24 protein-coding genes and 1 pseudogene are annotated in these 21,771 nt (G+C 69.6%); 19 read left to right on the plus strand and 6 right to left on the minus strand.

Annotated features, from left to right (window positions below):
- Nucleotides 1–116 precede the first annotated feature (116 nt).
- Genes L0977_RS06025 through L0977_RS06040 form a run of 4 tightly spaced genes read left to right on the plus strand, consistent with a single transcriptional unit; the run spans nucleotide 117 to nucleotide 3,628 of the window.
- Nucleotides 117–1,037 carry a branched-chain amino acid ABC transporter permease gene (locus tag L0977_RS06025; RefSeq protein WP_234264125.1) on the plus strand — a complete coding sequence of 307 codons (921 nt, stop codon included), beginning with the start codon at nucleotides 117–119 and terminating at the stop codon, nucleotides 1,035–1,037.
- A 52-nt stretch (nucleotides 1,038–1,089) separates the two neighbouring features.
- Nucleotides 1,090–1,920: a phosphoenolpyruvate hydrolase family protein gene (locus L0977_RS06030; protein WP_234263947.1), complete on the plus strand. Its 831-nt coding sequence runs from the start codon at nucleotides 1,090–1,092 to the stop codon at nucleotides 1,918–1,920.
- Between the two features lie 26 nt (nucleotides 1,921–1,946).
- On the plus strand, nucleotides 1,947–2,390 hold the full coding sequence (locus tag L0977_RS06035) for an SRPBCC family protein (protein ID WP_234263948.1): 444 nt from the start codon (nucleotides 1,947–1,949) through the stop codon (nucleotides 2,388–2,390).
- The gene (locus tag L0977_RS06040; protein ID WP_234263949.1) at nucleotides 2,387–3,628 is read left to right on the plus strand and encodes a Tm-1-like ATP-binding domain-containing protein; all 1,242 of its coding nucleotides are present in this window, start codon (nucleotides 2,387–2,389) and stop codon (nucleotides 3,626–3,628) included. The genes L0977_RS06035 and L0977_RS06040 overlap by 4 nt, the downstream gene beginning before the upstream one ends.
- A 24-nt stretch (nucleotides 3,629–3,652) precedes the next feature.
- On the opposite strand, the gene L0977_RS06045 is transcribed toward L0977_RS06040, so the two are convergent.
- Nucleotides 3,653–4,258, minus strand: coding sequence for a hypothetical protein (locus L0977_RS06045; RefSeq protein ID WP_234263950.1), 606 nt, complete (start codon nucleotides 4,256–4,258; stop codon nucleotides 3,653–3,655).
- Nucleotides 4,259–4,316: 58 nt separating this feature from the next.
- On the opposite strand from L0977_RS06045, the gene L0977_RS06050 reads away from it, so the two are divergent.
- A complete protein-coding gene (locus tag L0977_RS06050; RefSeq protein ID WP_234263952.1) occupies nucleotides 4,317–4,694 on the plus strand; it encodes a YciI family protein in 378 nt (125 codons plus the stop codon).
- A gap of 11 nt (nucleotides 4,695–4,705) precedes the next feature.
- Here the strand turns inward: L0977_RS06050 and L0977_RS25670 are convergent.
- The 3 genes and pseudogenes from L0977_RS25670 to L0977_RS06070 all read right to left on the minus strand — a co-directional run bounded on the left by L0977_RS25670 (nucleotide 4,706) and on the right by L0977_RS06070 (nucleotide 7,002).
- Nucleotides 4,706–5,670 (minus strand): annotated as a pseudogene (locus L0977_RS25670) (Bug family tripartite tricarboxylate transporter substrate binding protein).
- 41 nt (nucleotides 5,671–5,711) lie between these two features.
- Nucleotides 5,712–6,671 (minus strand): alpha/beta fold hydrolase, encoded by a 960-nt coding sequence (locus L0977_RS06065; RefSeq protein ID WP_234263955.1) that lies wholly within the window; start codon nucleotides 6,669–6,671, stop codon nucleotides 5,712–5,714.
- A 7-nt stretch (nucleotides 6,672–6,678) separates the two neighbouring features.
- Complete coding sequence (locus tag L0977_RS06070; protein WP_234263956.1) at nucleotides 6,679–7,002, minus strand: tautomerase family protein; 324 nt, start codon at nucleotides 7,000–7,002, stop codon at nucleotides 6,679–6,681.
- An 81-nt stretch (nucleotides 7,003–7,083) separates the two neighbouring features.
- Here L0977_RS06070 and L0977_RS06075 point away from each other — a divergent pair, with 81 nt between their 5' ends.
- The 10 genes from L0977_RS06075 (at nucleotide 7,084) to L0977_RS06120 (ending at nucleotide 14,522) form a co-directional block, all read left to right on the plus strand.
- Nucleotides 7,084–7,983 carry a LysR family transcriptional regulator gene (locus tag L0977_RS06075; protein ID WP_326491054.1) on the plus strand — a complete coding sequence of 300 codons (900 nt, stop codon included), beginning with the start codon at nucleotides 7,084–7,086 and terminating at the stop codon, nucleotides 7,981–7,983.
- 124 nt (nucleotides 7,984–8,107) lie between these two features.
- Nucleotides 8,108–8,584 carry a VOC family protein gene (locus L0977_RS06080; protein ID WP_234263957.1) on the plus strand — a complete coding sequence of 159 codons (477 nt, stop codon included), beginning with the start codon at nucleotides 8,108–8,110 and terminating at the stop codon, nucleotides 8,582–8,584.
- 16 nt (nucleotides 8,585–8,600) lie between these two features.
- Entirely contained in the window at nucleotides 8,601–9,044 is a 444-nt protein-coding gene (locus L0977_RS06085) for an SRPBCC family protein (protein ID WP_234263958.1), read from the plus strand.
- Between the two features lie 10 nt (nucleotides 9,045–9,054).
- A complete protein-coding gene (locus L0977_RS06090; RefSeq protein ID WP_234263959.1) occupies nucleotides 9,055–9,474 on the plus strand; it encodes a VOC family protein in 420 nt (139 codons plus the stop codon).
- A gap of 120 nt (nucleotides 9,475–9,594) precedes the next feature.
- Entirely contained in the window at nucleotides 9,595–10,032 is a 438-nt protein-coding gene (locus tag L0977_RS06095) for a YciI family protein (protein WP_234263960.1), read from the plus strand.
- A complete protein-coding gene (locus L0977_RS06100; protein ID WP_234263962.1) occupies nucleotides 10,029–10,451 on the plus strand; it encodes an SRPBCC domain-containing protein in 423 nt (140 codons plus the stop codon). Before L0977_RS06095 ends, L0977_RS06100 begins: the two co-directional genes overlap by 4 nt.
- 53 nt (nucleotides 10,452–10,504) lie before the next feature.
- Complete coding sequence (locus L0977_RS06105; RefSeq protein ID WP_234263963.1) at nucleotides 10,505–10,915, plus strand: VOC family protein; 411 nt, start codon at nucleotides 10,505–10,507, stop codon at nucleotides 10,913–10,915.
- Between the two features lie 9 nt (nucleotides 10,916–10,924).
- A complete protein-coding gene (locus L0977_RS06110) occupies nucleotides 10,925–12,196 on the plus strand; it encodes an RNA polymerase sigma factor (protein WP_234263964.1) in 1,272 nt (423 codons plus the stop codon).
- Nucleotides 12,197–12,287: 91 nt separating this feature from the next.
- Entirely contained in the window at nucleotides 12,288–13,109 is an 822-nt protein-coding gene (locus L0977_RS06115; RefSeq protein WP_234263965.1) for a thioesterase family protein, read from the plus strand.
- Between the two features lie 129 nt (nucleotides 13,110–13,238).
- Nucleotides 13,239–14,522, plus strand: a complete 1,284-nt coding sequence (locus tag L0977_RS06120; RefSeq protein WP_234263966.1) for a glycerophosphodiester phosphodiesterase family protein — start codon at nucleotides 13,239–13,241, stop codon at nucleotides 14,520–14,522.
- Between the two features lie 102 nt (nucleotides 14,523–14,624).
- Here the strand turns inward: L0977_RS06120 and L0977_RS06125 are convergent, their stop codons facing one another.
- Nucleotides 14,625–15,524, minus strand: a complete 900-nt coding sequence (locus L0977_RS06125; protein ID WP_234263967.1) for a Tim44 domain-containing protein — start codon at nucleotides 15,522–15,524, stop codon at nucleotides 14,625–14,627.
- 264 nt (nucleotides 15,525–15,788) lie between these two features.
- Between L0977_RS06125 and L0977_RS06130 the strand changes: the two genes are divergently transcribed.
- The 3 genes from L0977_RS06130 to L0977_RS06140 are packed head-to-tail and all read left to right on the plus strand — an operon-like array spanning nucleotide 15,789 to nucleotide 18,161.
- A complete protein-coding gene (locus L0977_RS06130; protein WP_234263968.1) occupies nucleotides 15,789–16,466 on the plus strand; it encodes a TetR/AcrR family transcriptional regulator in 678 nt (225 codons plus the stop codon).
- A 24-nt stretch (nucleotides 16,467–16,490) separates the two neighbouring features.
- Nucleotides 16,491–17,663 (plus strand): acyl-CoA dehydrogenase family protein, encoded by a 1,173-nt coding sequence (locus L0977_RS06135; protein ID WP_234263969.1) that lies wholly within the window; start codon nucleotides 16,491–16,493, stop codon nucleotides 17,661–17,663.
- A 15-nt stretch (nucleotides 17,664–17,678) separates the two neighbouring features.
- Entirely contained in the window at nucleotides 17,679–18,161 is a 483-nt protein-coding gene (locus L0977_RS06140) for a thioesterase family protein (protein WP_234263970.1), read from the plus strand.
- A gap of 12 nt (nucleotides 18,162–18,173) precedes the next feature.
- Here L0977_RS06140 and L0977_RS06145 read toward each other — a convergent pair whose 3' ends face one another.
- A complete protein-coding gene (locus L0977_RS06145) occupies nucleotides 18,174–19,235 on the minus strand; it encodes a helix-turn-helix domain-containing protein (protein WP_234263971.1) in 1,062 nt (353 codons plus the stop codon).
- A gap of 138 nt (nucleotides 19,236–19,373) precedes the next feature.
- Between L0977_RS06145 and L0977_RS06150 the strand changes: the two genes are divergently transcribed.
- The gene (locus tag L0977_RS06150) at nucleotides 19,374–21,761 is read left to right on the plus strand and encodes a penicillin acylase family protein (RefSeq protein WP_234263972.1); all 2,388 of its coding nucleotides are present in this window, start codon (nucleotides 19,374–19,376) and stop codon (nucleotides 21,759–21,761) included.
- Nucleotides 21,762–21,771 lie beyond the last annotated feature (10 nt).

Genomic DNA, 21,771 nt, shown 5'->3' on the forward strand with positions numbered 1-21,771 from the left:
ATCAACAACCCCCAAGCGCCACCGCCGCGCAGGTGGCGGGTTCTCCGGGGCGTGCGGCTCGCCCTGAGGCGTCCAGACGGCGGGAACACATGCTGGCGCCCTGGCAAAAAATCCTCATGGTCACCGTGGTGCTGGCCCTGCTGGTGGTGCCCTGGGTGCCGCAGGTGCTGTACCCGGTGTTCGTGATGAAGCTGCTGTGCATGGCGCTGTTCGCCTGCGCCTACAGCCTGCTGCTGGGTTTCGGCGGCATGATGTCCTTCGGCCACGCGGCCTTCTTCGGCAGCGCGGCCTACATCACCGGCCTGGTCACCAAGTACTGGGGCCTGCCGCCCGAAGTGGGCCTGCTGGCGGGCACGCTGTTCGCGGCGGCGCTGGGCGCGGTGTTTGGCGCGCTGGCCATCCACCGCCAGGGCATCTACCTGGCCATGGTCACGCTGGCGCTGGCGCAGATGGTGTATTTCATCTTCCTGCAACTGCCCTTCACCGGTGCGGAAGACGGCTTGCAACAGATCCCGCGCGGCACGCTGCTGGGCTTCATCGACCTGCGCAACGACTTCAACCTCTACCACCTGGTGCTGCTGCTCACGCTGGCGGGGTTGTGGCTGATCCACCGCGTGGTGCGCTCGCCGTTTGGCCATGTGGTGGTGGCCATCCGCGAGCACGAGCCGCGCGCCCGTTCGCTGGGCTACCCGGTGAACCGCTACAAGCTGATGCTGTTCGTGCTTTCGGCCGGCCTCTCGGGTCTGGCCGGCGCCATGAAGGCGCTGGTGTTCCAGGTCGCTTCGCTCACCGACGTGCACTGGCACCTGTCGGGCGACGTGGTGCTGATGGCCTTGCTCGGTGGCATGCACACGGTGTTCGGTCCGGCCATCGGCGCGGCCGTGGTGGTGGGCCTGCAGTACTACCTCGATGCCTTCGGCGGCTGGGTGACGCTGGTCACCGGCCTGATCTTCATGGTGTGTGTGCTGTCGTTCCGCAGCGGCATTGCTGGTGCGGTCCTGGCGCTCACAAACCGGTCTCCCCGCAGCGGGGCCTGAACCCGCCGCATCCCCCTTCACGACCGACTGTTCCGTTTCAAGGAGACATTTCATGCCGCGTTTTGAACGCCAAGCCCTGATGGCGAAGTTCCAGGCCATGGTGCGCGAGCGCCAGCCCATCATCGGCGGGGGCGCCGGCACCGGCATCTCCGCCAAGTGCGAAGAGGCCGCCGGTATCGACCTCATCGTGATCTACAACTCGGGCCGCTATCGGATGGCCGGGCGCGCCTCCTCGGCCGGCCTGCTGGCCTATGGCAATGCGAACGACATCGTGCTGGAAATGGCCGGCGAGGTGCTGCCGGTGGCGAAGAAGACGCCGGTGATCGCGGGCGTGAACGGCACCGACCCCTTCATCGTCATGCCGGTGTTCCTCAAGAAGCTCAAGGAACTCGGGTTTTCCGGCGTGCAGAACTTCCCGACCGTGGGCATCATCGACGGCACCTTTCGCCAGAGCCTGGAGGAGACCGGCATCAACTACGCGACCGAGGTCGAAATGATCGGCCAGGCCCACGCCATCGACCTGCTGACCACGCCGTATGTGTTCTCCGCCGAGGAGGCCGTGGCCATGACCGAGGCCGGCGCCGATTTCATCGTGCCCCACATGGGCGTGACCACCGGCGGCACCATCGGCGCCACCACGGCCAAGTCCCTCGAACAATCGGTGAAACTCATCGACGAGTGGGGCGAGGCGGCACGCCAGGTGCGCAAGGACGTGATCGTGATCGCGCACGGTGGCCCCATCTCCAGCCCGGAAGACGTGGCCTATGTGCTCCGGCACAGCCGGCACTGCAACGGCTTCTACGGCGCCAGCAGCATGGAGCGGCTGCCCACGGAAATCGCGATCAAGGCACACGTGGAGCGTTACAAGCAAGTGAGCTTCTGACACCCGACAACCACAGGAGACGAGACATGGCCAGGGTTTATGTGAGCGCGGTGATGAACGCGACGATCGATCAGGCGTGGGCCTACCTGCGCGACTTCGGCGCACTGGGCAACTACCACCCGTTCTTCGAGAAGTCTTACATCGAAGACGGCAAACCGGCCGACCAGATCGGCTGCGTGCGCCACTTCACCGTGCGCGATGGCGGCGGCTTCCTGCGCGAACAGCTGCTCGCGCTCTCCGACGACGAGCACCGCTGCCGCTACAAGATCCTGCACATCGATGCGCCGTGGACCAACTACGTGGCCGAGATGCACCTGCTGCCCATCACCGAAGGCAACCGCTGCTTCGGCGAATGGTGGGCCGAGTGGGACGTGCCGGCCGATCAGGAAGCCGAGGCGGTGGAGCGTGTGAAGGGCACCTTCCGCACCTTCTTCGAGTGCGTGAACGCACACCACGGCGGCCGCCCATGAGCGCCGTGCCCCCCACCGCCTGGGTGGTCGGCACTTTCGACACCAAGGCCGCCGAACTGCACTACGTGGCCGACTGCCTGCGCGCGGCCGGCGTGCGGGCCGTGACGGTCGACATCGGCACCCGCGCGCCGGCAGGTCACATCGACATCGGTGCACGCAGCGTGGCCGCCCACCACCCGGCCGGCGCCGATGCGGTCTTCGCCCACAGCGACCGGGGCCAGGCGGTGATCGCCATGGGCGAGGCACTGGCCGAGCGGGTGCGCGCGGGCCTGGCCGCCGGGGAGCTGCAGGGCATGATCGGTCTGGGCGGGTCGGGCGGCAGCTCCATGATCGCGCCCGCGATGCGCCAGTTGCCCATCGGCTGCCCGAAGCTGCTGGTGTCGACCATGGCGGCCGGCAACGTGTCGGCCTATGTGGGGGTGACGGACATGAGCCTGATGTACCCGGTGACCGACATTGCCGGGCTCAACCGGCTCTCGCGCACCGTGCTGGCCAATGCGGCGCACGCATTGGCCGGCATGCTGAGGCACCAGCCACCGCCCGCGCCCGAGCGGGAAAAACCCGCCATCGCGCTGAGCATGTTCGGCGTCACCACGCCCTGCGTCGACGCCGTGCGGGCCCAGTTGCAAGACAGCTTCGATACCCAGGTGTTCCACGCCAACGGCGCCGGCGGCCGCACGCTGGAGGCGCTGGCCGCCTCGGGCCTGCTGCAGGCGGTGGTGGACATCACCACCACCGAAGTCGGCCAGCACCTGGCAGGCGGCGTGTGCGACGCCGGCCCCGACCGGCTCGACGCCGCGGCCCGCCACGGACTGCCCTGGATCGGATCGGTGGGCGCACTGGACATGATCAACTGGGGTCCGCTGCCCACCGTGCCCGAGCGGCACCGGCAGCGCCGCTTCCACGTGCACAACGCCGATGTCACGCTCATGCGCAGCCATGCGCGGGAGCTGGAGGCAGCCGCCCACCGAATCGCCGAGCAGCTCAACCGGGCCCCCGGTCCTGTCAGCCTGCTGCTGCCGCTGGGCGGGTTGTCCCTGCTGGATGTGCCGGGCCAGCCCTTTCACGACCCCGAAGCCAACCGGGCGCTGTTCGACACCCTGGAGCGGCGGTTTCGCACCAGCGACACGCACCGCCTGGTCGCCCTGCCCCTTGCCATCAACGACCCGGCCTTCGCCACCGCGGTGGCCGACGAGGCCCGGCGCGTGCTGCACCCATTGGGCGCGACGGCCGTCTGAGTGGCGGCGCAGAGGCGCCCCGGCTCAGACGCCCGTCAGTGCCCGGTAGGCGTCGCGCGTGGCGGGCGAGACCCCCGCCAGCACCTGGGCGTAGGCGGTCTTGTGCAGGGCCAGCAGGCGGGCCGAGGCCACGGCGCGGGAACGGCAGAACCAGTGGCAGCTGTGCTGGAACAGCAGCAGTTCGGCCGTGGTGCGAAAGGCGCAGTCCTTGCGGCTGAGCCCCTCGTCGTTGCGCAACACCCGCTCCAGCGCCTGCGCATGCAGCAGCACCAGGGCGCGAAAGTCGAACGACGCCTGCGGGAAAAACCGCGTGGCCATGGGCACGCCCACGGGCCAACGGCTCACGCGCAGGCGCTCGCCCCACACGTCCTTGAGATCATTGGCCAGTTGCGACAGCTCCTGCTGCAGCGCGGCTTCGGTGCCGGCCAGCATGCGCCAGATGGGGTCGGCCCGCTCGGGATCGGACTCGCCCAGCGCGCGCAAGTAGCCGTCGGTCAACTGCGCCATGCGCGGCTCCAGCTGGTACTTGCGCAGAAAGCCGCCCAGCAGCAGGATACGCTGGCGCTCTTCCGAACGCTTGAGCACCTGGAAACCGACCAACATCAAAATCAGGCCAAACAGAACATCCATGCGCGGTATTGTCCGTGCTTGGCCGTCGCCCGGCGTCCCACCCCCCGCATTCCCTGCCATGTCCTACCTGCTGTTGATTCACGAACCCGTCGGCCAGCGCGCCACCCGCACCGAAGCCGAACGCCGTGCCGCCTACGCCGCGATGGTCGCGTTCGGTGAACGCCTGGCGGCCGAGGGCAAACTCAAGGCGGTGGAGTCGCTGGCCTCGCAGGCCAGCGCCGTGCGGGTCAGCCACGCGCAGGGCCGGCCGCAGACGCTGGACGGGCCCTTCGCCGAAGCCAAGGAAATGGTCGGTGGCTTCTTTCTGCTGCAGAACGTCGACCGCGAGGAGGCCATCGCGCTGGCGCACGCCTGCCCGGCCGCCCAATGGTGCACGGTGGAGGTGCGGGGCCTCGCACCGTGTTTCGACGACGATGCGGCCCGCGCGCCGGCCTGAGTTTTCAGGGATTACTGGGGCGTGGCGCCCGTGCGGCGGATCACCTGGCCCCACTTCTGCATTTCGCTGCGGGTGAAGTCGGCCAGTTCTGCGGGCGTGCTGGTGACGGGCTCCAGGCCCAGCGTGCCCAGGCGCTCGCGGAATGCCGGCCGCGCCTCGGCCTGGGCGATCTCGCGGTTCAGCCGCTCGATGATGGCCGCAGGCGTGCCCGCCGGCACGTACATGGCGTACCAGGCCAGCAGCTCGAAGCCCGGCAGGGTGGCCGCGATCGGCGGCACGTCGGGCATCAGCGGCGACGGCTTGAGGCTGCTGATGCCCAGCGCCTTGACGCGGCCGGCCCGGGCCTGCATGGCGCCCGTGGCCATATCGGTGAACATCATGTCCACCGTGCCCCCATCACGTCCTTGAGGCCATCGGGGATCGACTTGTAGGGCACATGCACCATGTCGATGCTGGCCTCGAAAGTCAGCATGGCGCCGGGCACCAGGGTGCCGGCGCTGCCCGAGCCGTAGGTGAATTTGCCCGGTTGCGACTTGGCCAGGGCGATCAGTTCGGGCAGGTTCTTGGCCGGCAACGACGGACGCACCACCAGCAGCGCCGGGGTGTTGGCGATGCGGCCCACGGGCGCGAAGTCCTTGATCGGGTCGTAGGGCAGTTGCTTGTACAGGCTGGGATTGGCCGCCTGCGTGGTGTTGGTGGTGACGAACAGCGTGTAGCCGTCGGGCGCGGCCTTGGCCGCCGCCGCGGCGCCGATGTTCCCGCCCGCCCCGGCCTTGTTCTCGATCACCACCGGCTGTCCGAGCGACGTTGCCAGTTCCTGCCCGATCAGGCGGGCCACCTGGTCGTTGCCACTGCCGGCACCGAAGGGCACGATGATGGTGAGGGGCTTGCTGGGCCAGGCCTGGGCCGACGCCGCGCTGGCGCACACGGCCAGCAGGCAGGCCAGGGCACGGCGGAAGGATCGAAAGGCATGCATGGGATGTCTCCTGGGTTTGGAATAGAAAGAGAAAGGCGGGTTCAGCGGGAAGCGCTGTCGAGCAGCCAGTGCGCCACCAGACGGCCCACCGCGTCGCTCTGGCGGTCGAGCATGGGGAAATGGGAATGGCCGGGCAGGCCGTGCTCGCCCAGCACCAGCGGTGTCACGGGCACGCCCTGTGCCTGCAGGCCCTGCGTGTACGCGTCCACCGTGGCGCGGTAACGCTGCCATTGCGGGTGCTGGTCGAAAAAATCGCCCCAGACCACCAGGTGCGGCACCTGGCGCAACCCCGCGCTGGCGCCCTGCAACGCGGGTGCCCCCGAAGGCTCCAGCGCCACCACCGCCTTCACCCGGTCGGGCCATTGCGCGGCAGCGCGCAGCGCAAAACCGCCCCCCTGGCTGTGGCCCACCAGCAGGCACGGCCCCACCTTGTCGAGCAGTTGCCCGTAAGCGGCCATGATGGGCTCGTCGTGCCCGGTCCAGCGCGGCACCCACTGGCAGGCGAACTGGTCGAAGGCGTCGACCGGGAACTGCTGGCCCGGGTGGGCGCGTCGCGCTTGCGGCGCCGAGTCGTAGCCCGCCGCCGGCCCGATGCGGAACATCTCCCAGCCTTCCTGCAGGCTGCGGCTGATGGGCGCGGTGGTGTACAGCTCGGGCCAGGGCGCCCAGGACGAGCGGCCCCGCTCCATGGCGTCGGTCACGATCACGTCGAAGCCGGCGGCCAGCCATTGCTGCAGCCAGCCGTCGCGGCCGTCGGGCGTGGTCTCCCAGTTGGCACCGGTCATGCCGCCGCCGTGCCACAGCACGACCGGCCAGGGCCGCACCGGCGCCACCTGCCGGTAGTGCTGAACGTACATCTGCCCCACCATGTGGTCGCCGTTCATGTCGATCGGCCGCGGCGCGCTGCCCTGGGCCAGCACGCGCTGCTCCACCGGCCGGCCCTGCAAGGACCGGCGTTCGCCGCCGATGTGGTAACTGCGGATCGAATGCAACTGCAGCATGGTCACCTCAATGCAGCGCGTGCAGCAGCCGCTGGTCCACCGCGATGCAGCGGATGCGCGGCGTGGCGCCGAACACGGCCTGCGACTGCGCCGCCAGCACCTGCATGAGCTGTGCCATCACCGGCGCGTTGCGGTGCGGCTGTTCGCGGTACAGCACCTCGATGTAGACCGGCTGTCCGCACAGCACCCGGCTGGGCACGATCAGCAGCTGAATGGCATCGGGCTGCGCCTGCAGCGCGCCCACGCAGACTTCGTGGATGCGGTCGGCCATCTGCGCCAGCGCCTGGTCGTCGGCCGGGTGATCGGGAACGTGGAATTTGATGATCGGCATGGGGGTCTCCGGAGCGCGAATGTAGGTGCGGGGGGCGCTCAGGTAAATTGATGAATTTTTTGGAATTGATCAGCCATACGCATCAATTACAACCTCGACGCGCTACGCGCCCTGATCGAGCTGCACCGGGCACAGAGCTTCGTCCAGGCCGCCCGGCAGTTGCACATCACCCAGCCCGCGCTGACCCGCCGCCTGCAACTGCTGGAAGAGGCGGTGGGCGGCCGCCTGGTGGACCGGACCACGCGCTCGGTGGCGTTCACCACGCTGGGCGAATGGCTGGTCGGCCGTGTGGCCGAGCAGGTGGCCGGCCTCGACCAGCACCTGCTGGCCGCCAGCCGCATGGCGCGCGGCGAAACCGGCTCGGTGCAGTTCGCCTGCCTGACCACGGTGGCCTACGCCATCGCGCCCGAGGTCATCGCGCGCTTTCACCACCACTACCCCCAGGTCCGGGTCACCGTGCTCGACGACACCGGCCAGCGCGTGATCGAGTCGGTCGGCAGCGGCCGTGCCGAATTCGGCGTCGGCCTGTGGAGCGACGAGCTGCACGGCATGGAAGCCGATGTGATCGGCGAAGACCCGTTCGTGCTGGCCATGTCGCCAGAGCACGCCCTGGCGCGCCGCCGCCGCATCCGCTGGCAGGAACTGGCCTCGGAAAAGGTGGTGGCGCTGCGCCCGACCTCGGCCAACCGGCGCCAGATCGACGCGGTGCTCGACGCGCACGGCATCGCCCCGCCCTGGTTCGACGAGGTGGAACACCTGTCCAGCCTGCTCGGCTGGCTGCACGCCGGCCACGGCATCGGCGTCATTCCCCGGCTGGCGATGCGCACCGCCGAAGCCCGCTCGCTGCGCTGTGTGCCCCTGGTAGAGCCCGACATCCACCGGCGCATTGCCCTGCTCAAACGCCGTGGCGCGACCCTGGGCGGGCCCACACAGGGCCTGTGGGACCTGTTCCGCCAGGCCCTGGCGCAGCGCGCTACCTGATACCCAGGGTTTCCCCTGATCCGGAGCCTGTCGATTTTGCGCAGGCTGTTTCGTCGTCCCCCTGAAGACGCCGCCACGCGGCGGGCATGGTGCCCCGCCCCGGCGTCGACACGGAGACCGCGCCATGACCGACCGCATCCACACCTGCCTGTGGTTCCACACCCAGGCTGAGGAAGCCGCCCAGTTCTACACGGCGGTGTTGCCGAACGCGCGCATCACCGGGGTGCTGCGCCATGGCCCCGGCGAGCCGCTGCCCGAAGGCACCGCCCTGCTGGTCAGCCTCGACCTGGACGGCCACGCCGTCTCGCTGCTCAATGGCGGCCCGCACTTCACGCTCACACCGGCCGCCTCGCTGGTGCTGCGCTGCACCGACCAGGCCGAGTTGGACCGCTACTGGGCCGCGCTGTCCGCCGTGCCCGAAGCCGAGATGTGCGGCTGGCTGGTGGACCGCTTCGGCGTGTCGTGGCAGGTGATCCCCACGCAGCTCATGGAGCGCCTGGCCGGCCCGCCCGGCCCCGGCGTGCAGCGCATGACCACCGCCCTGCGCCAGATGCGCAAGCTCGACATCGCCACGCTCGAACGCGCCTACCTCGGCGCCTGACACCCCGGAGCCCCCCATGCCCACCCTGCATTTCGAAATCACCGTGGCCGCGCCGCGCGAACACGTCTGGCGCACCATGCTCTACACGCCCACCTACGAACAATGGACGGCCACGTTCTGCGAAGGTTCGCGCTACGAGGGCAGCTGGGAAGCCGGCACCCGCATCCGGTTCTGTGCCCCGCATGGCGACGGCATGCTGTCGGAAATCGCCGCCCACCGGCCGGCCGAATTCGTCTCGATCCGCCACATCGGCATGATCAACCAAGGCGTGGAAGACACCACCAGCGACGCCGTGCGCGCCTGGGCCCCGTGCTACGAGAACTACACCTTCACCGATGAGGCCGGCGGCACCCGCCTGCGCATCGACTGCGACGTGTTTGGCACTTACGAAGACTGGATGAACCAGACCTGGCCCCAGGCGCTGCAGGCGCTGAAGGCCCTTTGTGAAACCCCTGCCTGAAAGGCTCCCCATGACCACCGCCACCGTCCCCATGTGCGCCGTCGTGCACTTCGAAATGCCCTACAAGGACCGCGAACGCGCGGCCCGCTTCTACGCGGCCGCCTTCGGCTGGACGCACCAGTTCCTGGGCCCCGACATGGGCAACTACCTGCTGGTCAACACCGCGCCCGCAGGGGCCCGGCCGCCCATGCCGCCCGAGGCCGCGCTCGGCTCGATCAACGGCGGGCTGTTCCCCTTTCACGCCGACTGGCCGATGCAGCACCCCTCGGTGGTGATCGGCGTGCCCGACGTGCGCGCCGCGATGCAGCGGGTGCGCGAGGCCGGCGGCGAGGTGATGGGCGAACCCATGGCGATTCCCGGCGTCGGTCAGTACGTCGTGTTCCGCGACACCGAAGGCAACCACAACAGCATGATGCAGCCGACGATGTGACCACCCCGTTGCTTGCTCGCTGCGCGTAGCCGCATACCCCTCAAGGGGCAACACCAGCGGCCCGGCGAAGCCGGTTCCGCGGTGTTCTGGCCTTGCATTCACATTCACACAGGAACCACCATGCGATTCATGATCATCGTCAAAAGCTGCCCTGAGTTCGAAGCCGAGGTCACGCCCGAGGCGCCCGAAGAACTGATGGCCGAGATGGCCGCGTACCACGAGGAACTGGCGCGCGCCGGCGTGCTGCTCGACGGCAGCGGCCTGCACCCCAGCCGCACCGGCTGGCGCATCCACCACGACGAAAACGGTGGACGCAAAGTGATCGACGGCCCCTTCGCCGAAGCCAAAGAACTGATCGCCGGCTACACGCTGATCCAGGTGCGCACGCGCGAAGAGGCCCTGGAATGGAGCCGGCGCTTTCCCAACCCGGCCGGCAAGGGCAAGGCCGCCGTGATCGAGTTGCGGCAGCTGATCGAGCTCGACGAATTTCCGCCCAGCGCCGCGCTGGACCAGATGAAAACCCTGCAAAGCCAGCCCCCCGCGGCGGAAAACACATGACCCCGTTCCGCCACAGCCGCGAGCTCGCCGCCCCACCATCCGCCGTCTTCGACGCCCTCCGCAACCCGGAGCGCCTTGCCCGCTGGTGGGGGCCCGATGGTTTCACCAACACGTTCGAGCATTTCGACTTCCAGCCCGGCGGGCGGTGGACCTTCACCATGCACGGGCCGGACGGCCGGCACTACCCCAACGAGGCCACGTTCACACAGATCGAGCCCGACCGCAGCGTCCGCATCCGCCACACCTGCGCGCCGCTCTTCGACCTGCACATCGGCCTGGAAGCCATTCCGGCCGGCACGCGGGTGACCTGGGTGCAGCAGTTCGACGACCCGCAGGTGGCCGATGCCGTCCGCCACATCGTCGAGCCCGCCAACGAGCAGAACCTCAGCCGCCTGGCCCGCGAACTCGCCGCCGCGTAAACCCGCACACAGACCTCCACCCATTCGTTCCACCCACCTCATAGGACAGCCCCATGTTCCGCCAGATCTTCGTCAACCTGCCCATCCAGGACATGGCCCGCTCCCAGGCCTTCTTCAAGGCCCTGGGCCTGAACTTCAACCCGCGCTTCACCAACGACCAGGGCGCGTGCCTGGAAATCGGGGAGAACTTCTACGCCATGTTGTTGGTCGAGCCCTTCTTCCAGGGCTTCACCAAACTGCCCGTCAGCGACGCCAGGAAGGCCACCGAGGTGCTGATCGCGCTGTCGGTCGACAGCCGCGCCGAGGCCGAAGAGGTGGTGCGCAAGGCCGTCGCCGCCGGGGCGACCACGCCCAATGAGCCCAAGGACTATGGCTTCATGTTCCAGCACGGTTTCGCCGACCTCGACGGCCACCAGTGGGAGGTGTTCTGGATGGACGAAAACGCCGCGCCCGCGCAGATGTAATCTGCGTCTGTGCACAGCGCTGTCCACGACACCATCGCCACCGTCTGGCGCCTCGAATCCGCCCGCATCGTGGCGGCGGTGGCGCGCCGTGTGCGCGACGTCGGCGTGGCCGAAGAGCTGGCGCAGGACGCGTTGATCGCTGCCCTGGAACACTGGCCCGTGAACGGCCTGCCCGACAAGCCTGGCGCCTGGCTCATGACCACGGCGCTGAACCGCGCACTCGACCACCTGCGCCACCGCCAGATGGCCGAGGCGCGGCACGGTGACCTGGCCGCCGACCTGGAAGCCCTGCAGGCGCACGTGGTGCCCGACTTCAGCGACGACCTCGACCGCCAGCGCGAACACGCGGTGCTGGGCGACGACCTGCTGCGCCTGATCTTCACCGCCTGCCACCCGGTGCTGCCAGCCGACGCGCGCGTGGCGCTCACGCTCAAGCTGCTGGGCGGCCTGAGCACCGGTGAGATCGCCCGCGCCCATCTGGTGCCCGAAGCCACGGTGGCGCAGCGCATCGTGCGCGCCAAACGCACGCTGGCCGACGCGCAGGTGCCGTTCGAACTGCCGCAGGGGGCCGAGCTGGCGCAGCGGCTGGCGTCGGTACTCGAAGTGGTCTACCTGATCTTCAACGAGGGCTACACCGCCACCAGCGGCGGCGACTGGATGCGCCCGGCGCTGTGTGACGAGGCCCTGCGCCTGGGCCGCATGCTGGCCGAGCTGGCCCCGCAGGAAGCCGAGGTGCACGGGCTGGTGGCGCTGATGGAAATCCAGGCCTCGCGCACCGCCGCGCGCACCGACGCCGCGGGCGAGCCCATCCTGCTGGCGGACCAGGACCGCATGCGTTGGGACCGGCTGCTGATCCGGCGCGGCCTGGCCGCACTCGAACGCGCCCAGGCCCTGGGCCAGCCGGCACGCAGCTACCGCCTGCAGGCCGAAATCGCGGCCGGCCATGCGCGCGCGCACCGCGCTGCCGACACCGACTGGCCCCGCATCGCCGCGCTCTACGCCGAACTCATGCGCGTGGCGCCGTCGCCCGTGGTCGAACTCAACCGCGCCGTGGCGGTGGCCATGGCCCAGGGCCCGGCCGCCGGGCTCGCCATCGTCGGGCCCCTGCTGGCCGACAAGGCCCTGCAGCGCTACCCCTGGCTGCCCGCCGTGCAAGGCGACCTGCTGCGCAAGCTGGGGCGCGAAGACGAAGCGCGCGCGGCGTTTGCCCGCGCAGCCGACCTCACGACCAACGAGCGGGAACAGCGCTTGCTGCGTCAGCGCGCCCGTGGCGCCGCTTGAATCGACGCCTGGCTGGCGCCTGCGTGACTGCCCGGTCTCGGGCTTGCCCGTTCAATGGAGGGCGCCCTTCACCGCCAGCAAGCCCCACGCCATGAACACCGACACCCCAGAAACGCCCACGCCGTCCGCCGCCTACCGGGTGCATTCCCCGCGCGAGGTCGAAGCCACCGGCCTCACGCGCGGCCCCTGGGATCCGGGCCAGCAGCACGCCGGCCCACCCATCGCCATGGTCTGCCGCGCCATCGAAGCGGTGGCCCGCGAACACGGGCTGACACACATCGGCCGGCTCACGGCCAACCTGCTGCGCCCGCTGCCCATCGGCAAGCTGGAGATCGAGGTCGTCACGGAATACGCGGGCCGCAACGCGGCGCACTACGCGGCGCGGATCTGGGGCCACGGCAAGGAGCTGGCGCGCTTCACCGCCCTGGCCCAGCGCGAAAGCGACCTGCCCCTGCCCGAGGGGCTGGACGGCCATCCCCTGCCGCAGGCGCCGCGCGCCCCGGCCGACAGCCCGGTGCAGCGCATACCGTTCGGGCAAGGGCTGCCGGGCTACGCCGACCTGGTCGAAACCCGCGCGGCCGGCGGCCGCATGTTCCAGGGCCGCTCGGCGGTGTGGTTCCGGCTGGCGGCCCCGCTGGTCGAAGGCGAAACCCCCAGCGGCTACCAGCGGGTCGCCGTGGCCGCCGACTCGGGCAACGGCGTTTCCGCCGTGCTCGACATCACCCGCTACAGCTTCGTCAACGCCGACCTCAGCATCCACCTGCTGCGCCGCCCGGTCGGCGAATGGATCTGCCTCGACGCCCGCACCCTGCTCGCGCCCAACGGCTGCGGCCTGGCCGAATCGCAGCTCTTTGACGAAGCCGGCCTGATCGGCCGCGCCACCCAGAGCCTGGCCGTGCGCGCGCGCGGCTGAGCCCGGGCGCGACAACGCGCCGTCACGCCGTTTTCACACACCCTGCCGAAGATGCGGCCGTCGCCAGCCCCACCCTGGGGCTGCGGCTTTTCACGCACCATTCATTCACCATTCCCGGAGGGTTTCATCATGGCGTCGTCGCCCCGTCTGTCCGCGCGCATCCTGCTGCCGCTGCTGCCACTGGTCATCGTCCTCAGCGGCTGTGCGTCCACCGGGGGCCGCCCGGCGCCCGACGCGGCCGCCCCGCTCGCCCCGCACCACGTGCAGCTGGGCCCGCGGCCCTTCTTCCTGGTCGACGACATGGCCGACGGCGCGCTCAAACAGCAGTTGCAGCAGTGCGCGACGCGGGGCCACTTCCGGCCCAGCAGCTTCTCCATCGGCCACCGCGGCGCGCCGATGCAGTTCCCCGAACACACGCGCGAGTCCTACCTGGCCGGCGCACGCATGGGCGCCGGCGTGCTCGAATGCGATGTGGCCTTCACCAAGGACCAGGAACTCGTCTGCCGCCACGCGCAAAACGACCTGCACACCACCACCAACATCCTGCTCACGCCGCTGGCGGCCAAGTGCACCCAGCCCTTCGTGCCCGCCGTGCTCGATGCCGACGGCAAGGTGGTCAAACCGGCGCAGGCCGAATGCCGCACCAGCGACATCACGCTGGCCGAGTTCAAGACCCTGCGCGGCAAGATGGACGCCTTCAACCCCGCGGCACGCACCCCGGCGCAGTACGTCGCCGGCACCGCCAACTGGCGCACCGACCTGTACGCCGGCCCTACCAGCGGCACGCTGCTGACGCACGCCGAATCGATCGAACTGTTCAAGCAGCTGGGGGTGAAGATGACGCCCGAGCTCAAGAGCCCCAGCGTGACCATGCCCTTCAACGGCTTCACGCAGCAGGCCTACGCGCAGAAGATGATCGACGAGTACAAGCGCGCGGGCGTGAAGCCGCAGCAGGTGTTCCCGCAGTCGTTCGACCTCAACGACGTGCTGTATTGGGTGAAGAACGAACCGGCGTTCGGCCAGCAGGCGGTGTTCCTCGATGACGCCGACAGCCCCAAGGACCTGCCTGACCTGGCCACCCTGCGCCGCTACAAGGCCCAGGGCGTCAACATCTGGGCGCCGCCCACCTTTGCGCTGCTGGCCGCCGAAGGTGGCCAGATCGTGCCGTCGCAGGCCGCGCGCAACGCCAAGACCGCCGGCCTGCAGCTCATCACCTGGACGCTGGAACGCTCGGGGGTGCTCGCCGACGGCAACAACGGCTGGTACTTCCAGACCTTCGACAGCGCCGTGAAGCGCGAAGGCGACACGCTGCAGGCGCTGCACGTGCTGGCCAAGGAGGTGGGGGTGATGGGCGTGTTCTCCGACTGGCCCGCCACCACCACCTTCTACGCCAACTGCATGGGCCTGCGCTGAGTCCCGCCGCCGGTGCTGCGCCACGGCCGGCACCGGCAAAAAAAACCCCGGCGCGGGGCCGGGGCAACGAGGAGTTCCTGAGACAGGAACGAGGGGTTCTTTTCAGGCAGCAGCCTGCTGGATACCGGCCAGCACCCAGCCACCTTGGCCATGGCGGGGCTTGGTCAGGTGCCAGATCTCGTCGACCGGGCCCACCGCACCGTCTTCGTTCAGGGTGCCGGTGAAACGCACGCTCACCACGTAGCGGCTGCCGTCTTCCAGCACCTCGATCACGTCGGCGTCGAGCTGCTGCACTTCGGTCTGCTGGGTGGCACCGGCGCGCTCACGCAGGTCCATCTGGATCTCGGCGAACATCTCCGGTGAGGTGAACTCGCGGATGTCGTCCAGGTTGCCGGCGTCGTAAGCGGCCTGCAGGCGGATGTAGTTGACCTTGGCGTTGCGCACGAAACCCGCGACGTCGAAGTCCGACGGGATGCGGGCCTGCGACGGCTGGCCGCCACCGAGCGCGCTGCCGATCATCGAGCCGCCTGCGGCGCTGCCCCCCGCAGCGGGCGTGGGCATGCGAAAGACGTTGGCTTGTTGACCCGCACCGGCCCCGGCGCCGGCACCGGCGTAAGCCATGCCCCCGTTCTGGGCGGCCTTCTTGCGCATCAGGAAGCCCACCACGGCCAGCCCCGCCATCACCAGCAAGCCGATCATCAGCATGTTGGCAAAGGCCTCACCAAAGCCCAGGTGCGAAGCCAGCGCCGCCAGGCCCAGGCCAGCGGCCAGGCCGGCCACCGGGCCCATCCAGTTGCGCTTGGGCGCGGCAGCGGCCGCACCGGCACCGGCACCGGCCATGGCCGGGGTGGCGGGCGTGGCATTGGGGGCCTGCGGCGGGGTCGCCTGGCGTTGCATGCCGACCGAACGGCCACCGCCGATGCGCTTGGCCTCGGCATCCAGGTGCACGGCACTCAGGCCGAGCGTCATCACGACGGCCAGCAGCGAAAGCAGTTTTTTCATGGGGCTGTCTCCACAAAGGGAAGTTGATACAGACGCGCAGGTTAGCGCGCACAAGGCTTCTTAAAAAGCAGAATTCAATGAAGCATGATTCAGAAAAATCCTGATCATCGAAAACTTAAATTCACTTAAGGATGATAAGACACCCACTCAGAGCGCGAGTTCCCGCCAACCTGTTGCACGCGGGTCCGCCCCGCGACACAGGCCACACATTTATGCCAAGCATTTGATTGCTAAAAATCGATGCCGCTGTTATGGTGCGCTCCCATGAACCCGCCCCACACCGAGCCCGGCCCGCCGGCCGAACCGCGCCGCGCCCGGGGCCGCCCACGCAAGACCGCCGACGAGCGCGATGACGGCAACCGCCGCCAGTTGCTGTTGCAGACGGCCGCCCGGCTGTTTCGCCAACAGGGTTTTGCCGCCACCAGCACGCGCGACATCGCCGCCGCCGCCGGCATGCAGCCGGGCTCGCCCTTCTACCACTTCGAAAACAAGGAAGCCCTGCTCGCCAGCGTGATGCTCGAAGGCATGCAGCGCGCCCTGGCCACGCAGGCCCAGGCGCTGGCCACCCAACCTGCCGACGCCACGCCCGAACAGCGCCTGCGCCGGCTGGTGCAAGCGCACTTTGCCGTGCTGCTCGGGCCCGACAGCGACTTCATCCCCGTGATGCTGTACGAATGGCGCTCGCTTTCGGACACCCAGCGCGGCGACGTCATCCGCCTGCGCACCGCCTACGAGGCCACCTGGGTGCCGGTGCTGCAGGCGCTGCAGGCCGCCGGCCGCCTGCGCGGCGACCTGCACCTGGTGCGGCTGATGATCTTTGGCGCGCTCAACTGGTCCGCCCAGTGGTACGACCCGCAGCGCGTGGCCCGGGGCGGCGCCACGCTGGACGACCTGACCGACACCGCGATGGACCTGTTCCTGCAGGCCCACGCCGCGCCCTGACACCCCCTACCGAGGAGCCCCCCCATGCAGTTCACACACGAACACCGCGAGATCCAGAAGACGCTCAAACGCTTCATCGACGAGCAGATCAATCCCCATGTCGACGAATGGGAAGCGGCCGAGATCTTCCCGGCGCACGAGGTGTTCAAGCAGATGGGGCAACTGGGCCTGCTGGGCCTGACCAAGCCCGAGGCCTACGGCGGCATGGGGCTGGACTATTCCTACAGCCTGGCCATGGCCGAGACCCTGGGCCACATCCACTGCGGCGGTGTGCCGATGGCCATAGGCGTGCAGACCGACATGTGCACGCCCGCGCTGGCCCGCTTCGGCAGCGACGAGCTGCGGGCGCAGTTTCTGGCACCGGCCATCGCGGGCGACATGGTGGGCTGCATCGGCGTGAGCGAGCCCGGCGCCGGCAGCGACGTGGCCGGCATCAAGACCGTGGCGCGCAAGGACGGCGACGACTACGTCATCAGTGGCCAGAAGATGTGGATCACCAACAGCCTGCAGGCCGACTGGATGTGCATGCTGGTCAACACCAGCGACGGCCCGGCGCACAAGAACAAGAGCCTGGTGATGGTGCCGTTGCGCGAAAACGGCAAGACGGTCAAAGGCTTCGAGGTCGGCCAGAAGATCAAAAAAATCGGCATGAACAGCAGCGACACCGGCCTGCTGTTCTTTGACGAAGTGCGGGTGCCGCAGCGCTACCGCATCGGCCAGGAAGGCGCCGGCTTCATCTACCAGATGCAGCAGTTCCAGGAAGAGCGTCTGTGGTGCGCTGCCAGCACGCTGCAAAGCCTGAACAACTGCATCCAGTGGACCATCGACTACGCCCACGAGCGCAAACTCTTCAGCGCCACGCTGGCCGACCAGCAGTGGGTGCAGTTCAAGCTGGCCGAGCTCAAGACCGAGGTCGAAGCCCTGCGCGCCCTCACCTACCAGGCCTGTGAGCACTATGTCGCCGGCGAAGACGTGACCGAATGGGCCACCATGGCCAAGCTCAAGGCCGGGCGCCTGAACCGCCAGGTGCCCGACACCTGCCTGCAGTTCTGGGGCGGCATGGGCTTCACCTGGGACAACCAGGTCTCGCGCATGTACCGCGATGGCCGGCTGGCCTCGATCGGCGGTGGCGCCGACGAGGTGATGCTGGGCATCCTCACCAAACTCATGGGCATCGCCAAACGCCCGACCCGCTGACCCACCCTGTCCATCATGAGCAAACTCCCGCCGTCCCCGGTCGCGTTCGAACCCGAGTTCGTCGCCGGGATGAAACACATCTTCGAAGACCAGATCGTCTTCAACCAGGTGATCGGCCTGCGCATCACCGACCTGCGGCCCGAGCGCGTGAGCGCCCGCATCGACATGCGCCCGCAACTGGTGGGTCACCCGGCCTACAACCGCCTGCACGGCGGCGTCATCAGCGCCGGCCTCGACGCCATGGGCGGCCTGGCCTGCCTGGCCGCCATCGGTGCCCGCCACATGGACGAAACCCCGGCGCAGCGCCTGCACCGGTTTGCCAAGCTGGGCACCATCGACCTGCGCATCGACTACCTGCGCCCGGGCATCGGCCAGCACTTCGACCTCACGGCCGAGGTGCTGCGCCTGGGCTCGCGCGTGGCCTCCACCCGCATGGAACTGCACGGCCCCGACGGCACCCTGCTGGCGTGCGGGTCGGGCGCCTACATCGTGTCCTGACACGGTGCGCGCTCAGGCGCGCGGTCCCGACCACTGCTTGCGGCTGGCGCGCAGCTGGAAGCGGCGGCGGTAGGCGCCGGGCGTGGTGCCCGCGTGGCGCTGGAACACCTTGCGGAAACTCCCGGTATCGCCATAACCGCACTGCTGCGCCACCGCCTCCACCGTGAGGTAGGTGGTCTGCAACAGCGCCTGGGCCTGCGCCACGCGCAGCCCGTGCAGGTAGTCCAGCGGCGTCTGTCCGTGCACCTGCGCAAACCAGCGCAACAGCGTGCGCGGGCTGGTGGCCGCGGCCCGCGCCGTGGCCGCCAGGCTGTAGGGTTCGTGGTGGTGGGCCTGCAGCCAGCGCCGCGCCCGCTCCAGGGCCCCCGCCATCAGCGGCTGGTTGGTGGGCGTCTCCAGGGCCGCCGTCGCGGTCAGTTGCCGCTGGGGGTCGTACAGCAGCGCGGTGGCCACCGCCTGTGCCCATTCGGCCGCAGGGGTCTGGGCCAGCAGGTCCAGAAACGCGGCCGCAGCGTCCGGCACGGCGGCGGTGGTCCACAGGCTGCCGTCGCCCCACCAGGCGCGGTCGCGCCGCCACGCCACCGTCTGCCCCGCCTGGAACACCACCGAGGGCGCAAACACCCAGGGCAGCGCGACCTCGCGCCCCGCCAGGAGGCCGGCATCGGCGAGCAGCGCCGAAGCGTTGAACAACGCAGCCACCCGGCCGCCCTGCGCCACATGGCTTTGCAGCCACGGCGCCAGGTGCTGCGCGTGTGCGGCGCTGATCTCGCGCAACTGCGGCCCGGTCGGCACCAGCCAGCCCGGCAGCACCACCACGTCGACCGCACTCAGCGCCACCGCGTCCGGCACCTCGGGCGGCGGGCCGTCGCCCAGCACCGGCAGCGCCAGCCAGCCCCACTGCACGGGCGGCGGCGCGTCGCGCGCCGTGGCCAGCATCGACACGGCGCGCAGCACTTCGACCACGGCCCAGACGTTGGCGGCCAGGCTGTGCGCGCCCCAGAGAATGCCCACCCGCACCGGCAGCGAAGCGGCAGAACGGGCCGACGGTGAGGGGCGTGGGGGCGATGACGTCATGGTGAAGATGGCGATATTGCCACCACTGACGGCCAGATTGCCACCACCAGGACCCCGCACACGCCGGTAGCATGAAAAAGCACGCGCGTGCTGCCCAGCGCACGGAGCGCGCCGCCCCATTTCACCGAGGAGACAACCATGACCGTTACCCCGTCCCGATCTTCCCCGCGGGCCATTCCCCTGCCCGCCAGCGCCGCCGCGCTGGCCCTCGCCGCCCTGCTGGCCGGCTGCGCCAGCGGCCCCGGCATGCCCGGCGAGCGCAGCGTGACCGTGACCCGCACCACCTACGGCATTCCGCACGTCACCGCGCGCGACCCCGAATCGCTGGCCTACGGCGTGGCCTACGCCTACGCACAGGACAACGTCTGCATGACGGCCGACAGCCTGGTCACCGCGCGCGGTGAGCGCAGCGCCACCTTCGGCCCCAAGACCACCGGTCTGCTCGGCCGCCGCTACCTCCCCAACCAGCAGATCGACCTGTTCGTTGCCGCGCACATGAACGACGCCGCGCTGGAAGGCGCCTGGGCGCAGACCAGCGCCGAAACACAGGCCCTGGCGCGCGGCTACGTGGCCGGCTACAACCGCTTCCTGGCCGACAACGCCGCCACCCTGCCCGAAGCCTGCCGCGGCAAGCCGTGGGTCCAGCCCATGACGCTGCCGCAGTACCGGCGCCTGGCCGAAGTGGTGGCGGTGCAGGCCGGCATTGCCGCGCTGGCCGACGGCATGCTGGGCGCGCAACCGCCCCGGCCCACCCCCAAGACCGCACAGGCACCGGCGGCCGCCGCGCCGGTGGACCTGGCCGACGCCGCCCAGGCCCTGCGCGACGTGGGCCTGCTGGATTCGCCGCTGGGCTCCAACGCCTGGGCCTTCGGCAAGGACGTCACCGCCAACGGCAGCGGCATGCTGCTGGGCAACCCGCACTTCCCCTGGAGCGGCCCCAACCGCTTCTACGAAATGCACCTGACCATTCCTGGCCAGATGGACGTGATGGGCGTGGGCATCGGCACCTACCCCATGGTGTCCATCGGCTTCAACAAAGACGTCGCCTGGTCGCACACCGTGTCGACCGGCAAGCGCTTCACGCTGTACGAGCTGACCCTGGTCGACGGCGACCCCACCAGCTACCTGGTGGACGGCCAGCCCGAGAAGATGAGCGCGCGCCAGGTCAGCCTGACGCTGCCCGGCGCCGACGGCAAGCCGCAGACGGTGCAGCACACCGTGTGGTCCAGCCGCTGGGGACCGCTGGTCATCATCCCGCGCGCCGGCCTGACCTGGAACGCCAAGACCGCCTACGCCCTGCGCGACGCCAACACCGGCAACACCCGCATGATGGACACCGCCCTGGCCTTCGCGCGCGCCCGCAGCGTGCAGGACCTGCACCGCGCGCAAAAGAACCTGGGCATGCCCTGGGTCAACACCCTGGCCGCCGACCGCCAGGGCACCGCGATGTACGCCGATGTGAGCGTGGTGCCCGACGTGGACGCCGCACAGCTGACCCGCTGCACGCCCAGCCAGGCCGCCGCCGCCCTGCGCGCAGCGGCCGGCCTGGTCGTGCTCAACGGCGCGCGCGCCGACTGCGCCTGGCAGCAGGACCCGCGCTCGCCCGTGCCGGGGCTGATTCCCATCGAGCGCATGCCCGTGGCCTTCCGCAGCGACTGGGTGCACAACAGCAACGACAGCTTCTACTACACCCACCCGGGGCAGACCTTCGACGGCATCTCGCCCATGGTGGGTGACACCAGCCTGAGCCGCCCGCGCACCCGCGCCGGTCTGACCGAGATCCCCGAGATGCTCGGCCGCGGCAAGGTGACGCCAACCGCCATCCAGAGCCAGCTGTTCCAGAACCGCAACTTCATGGCCTCGGTCATCGTGCCCGACCTGCTGCGCGCCTGCACCCAGGCGCCGACGCCCGAGTCGCGCGACGGCTGCGCCGCCCTCAAAGGCTGGGACCGCCACAACCACATCGAATCGCGCGGCGCCCACGTGTTCCGCGAGTTCTGGCGCACGGCGCGCAACATCCCCGGCATCTACCGCGTGCCCTTCGACCCGCAGCAACCCGTGGCCACCCCGGCCGGCCTGAACATGGCCGACGCGGCCACCGCCGCCAAGGTGTGGGCCGCGCTGGACAGCGCCGTCAAGGCCATCCGCGGCAGCGGCTTTGCGCTCGACGCCACCCTGGGCAGCGTGCAGCGCCCCGACATCACCGAAGAAGCCATCGCCCTGCATGGCGGCGAAGAGTTTGAAGGCGTGCTCAACAACCTGGGCCGCCAGGAACCGGCGCCCATCACGGCGCGCGGCCTGCGCATCGACTACGGCACCAGCTATGTGCAGACCGTGACCTTCGACAGCAACGGCCCGGTGGCCCAGGCCATCCTGACCTACGGCCAGTCGACCAACCCGGCTTCGCCACACGCCAACGACCAGTTGCGCGAATTCTCGGCCCGGCGCTGGCACAGCCTGCCCTTCCATCCGGCCGACATCGCCCGCCAGCGCGTGGGTGACACCCTGACCCTGGTGCGGCCATAACCCCGCGCCG

This window comes from Hydrogenophaga sp. NFH-34 (assembly GCF_021401345.1).
GTDB classification, from domain to species: domain Bacteria; phylum Pseudomonadota; class Gammaproteobacteria; order Burkholderiales; family Burkholderiaceae_C; genus Hydrogenophaga; species Hydrogenophaga electricum.

Excerpts from the sequence above, each read along its gene's own strand:
- L0977_RS06095 (WP_234263960.1), top strand. The coding sequence starts at position 9,595 with ATGCGATTCATGATCATCGTCAAAAGCTGCCCTGAGTTCGAAGCCGAG.
- L0977_RS06125 (WP_234263967.1), bottom strand. The coding sequence starts at position 15,524 with ATGAAAAAACTGCTTTCGCTGCTGGCCGTCGTGATGACGCTCGGCCTG.
- L0977_RS06135 (WP_234263969.1), top strand. The coding sequence starts at position 16,491 with ATGCAGTTCACACACGAACACCGCGAGATCCAGAAGACGCTCAAACGC.
- L0977_RS06140 (WP_234263970.1), top strand. The coding sequence starts at position 17,679 with ATGAGCAAACTCCCGCCGTCCCCGGTCGCGTTCGAACCCGAGTTCGTC.
- L0977_RS06065 (WP_234263955.1), bottom strand. The coding sequence starts at position 6,671 with ATGCTGCAGTTGCATTCGATCCGCAGTTACCACATCGGCGGCGAACGC.
- L0977_RS06090 (WP_234263959.1), top strand. The coding sequence starts at position 9,055 with ATGACCACCGCCACCGTCCCCATGTGCGCCGTCGTGCACTTCGAAATG.
- L0977_RS06150 (WP_234263972.1), top strand. The coding sequence starts at position 19,374 with ATGACCGTTACCCCGTCCCGATCTTCCCCGCGGGCCATTCCCCTGCCC.
- L0977_RS06025 (WP_234264125.1), top strand. The coding sequence starts at position 117 with ATGGTCACCGTGGTGCTGGCCCTGCTGGTGGTGCCCTGGGTGCCGCAG.
- L0977_RS06105 (WP_234263963.1), top strand. The coding sequence starts at position 10,505 with ATGTTCCGCCAGATCTTCGTCAACCTGCCCATCCAGGACATGGCCCGC.
- L0977_RS06145 (WP_234263971.1), bottom strand. The coding sequence starts at position 19,235 with ATGACGTCATCGCCCCCACGCCCCTCACCGTCGGCCCGTTCTGCCGCT.
- L0977_RS06080 (WP_234263957.1), top strand. The coding sequence starts at position 8,108 with ATGACCGACCGCATCCACACCTGCCTGTGGTTCCACACCCAGGCTGAG.
- L0977_RS06030 (WP_234263947.1), top strand. The coding sequence starts at position 1,090 with ATGCCGCGTTTTGAACGCCAAGCCCTGATGGCGAAGTTCCAGGCCATG.
- L0977_RS06050 (WP_234263952.1), top strand. The coding sequence starts at position 4,317 with ATGTCCTACCTGCTGTTGATTCACGAACCCGTCGGCCAGCGCGCCACC.
- L0977_RS06085 (WP_234263958.1), top strand. The coding sequence starts at position 8,601 with ATGCCCACCCTGCATTTCGAAATCACCGTGGCCGCGCCGCGCGAACAC.
- L0977_RS06040 (WP_234263949.1), top strand. The coding sequence starts at position 2,387 with ATGAGCGCCGTGCCCCCCACCGCCTGGGTGGTCGGCACTTTCGACACC.
- L0977_RS06120 (WP_234263966.1), top strand. The coding sequence starts at position 13,239 with ATGGCGTCGTCGCCCCGTCTGTCCGCGCGCATCCTGCTGCCGCTGCTG.
- L0977_RS06100 (WP_234263962.1), top strand. The coding sequence starts at position 10,029 with ATGACCCCGTTCCGCCACAGCCGCGAGCTCGCCGCCCCACCATCCGCC.
- L0977_RS06070 (WP_234263956.1), bottom strand. The coding sequence starts at position 7,002 with ATGCCGATCATCAAATTCCACGTTCCCGATCACCCGGCCGACGACCAG.
- L0977_RS06035 (WP_234263948.1), top strand. The coding sequence starts at position 1,947 with ATGGCCAGGGTTTATGTGAGCGCGGTGATGAACGCGACGATCGATCAG.
- L0977_RS06130 (WP_234263968.1), top strand. The coding sequence starts at position 15,789 with ATGAACCCGCCCCACACCGAGCCCGGCCCGCCGGCCGAACCGCGCCGC.
- L0977_RS06115 (WP_234263965.1), top strand. The coding sequence starts at position 12,288 with ATGAACACCGACACCCCAGAAACGCCCACGCCGTCCGCCGCCTACCGG.
- L0977_RS06045 (WP_234263950.1), bottom strand. The coding sequence starts at position 4,258 with ATGGATGTTCTGTTTGGCCTGATTTTGATGTTGGTCGGTTTCCAGGTG.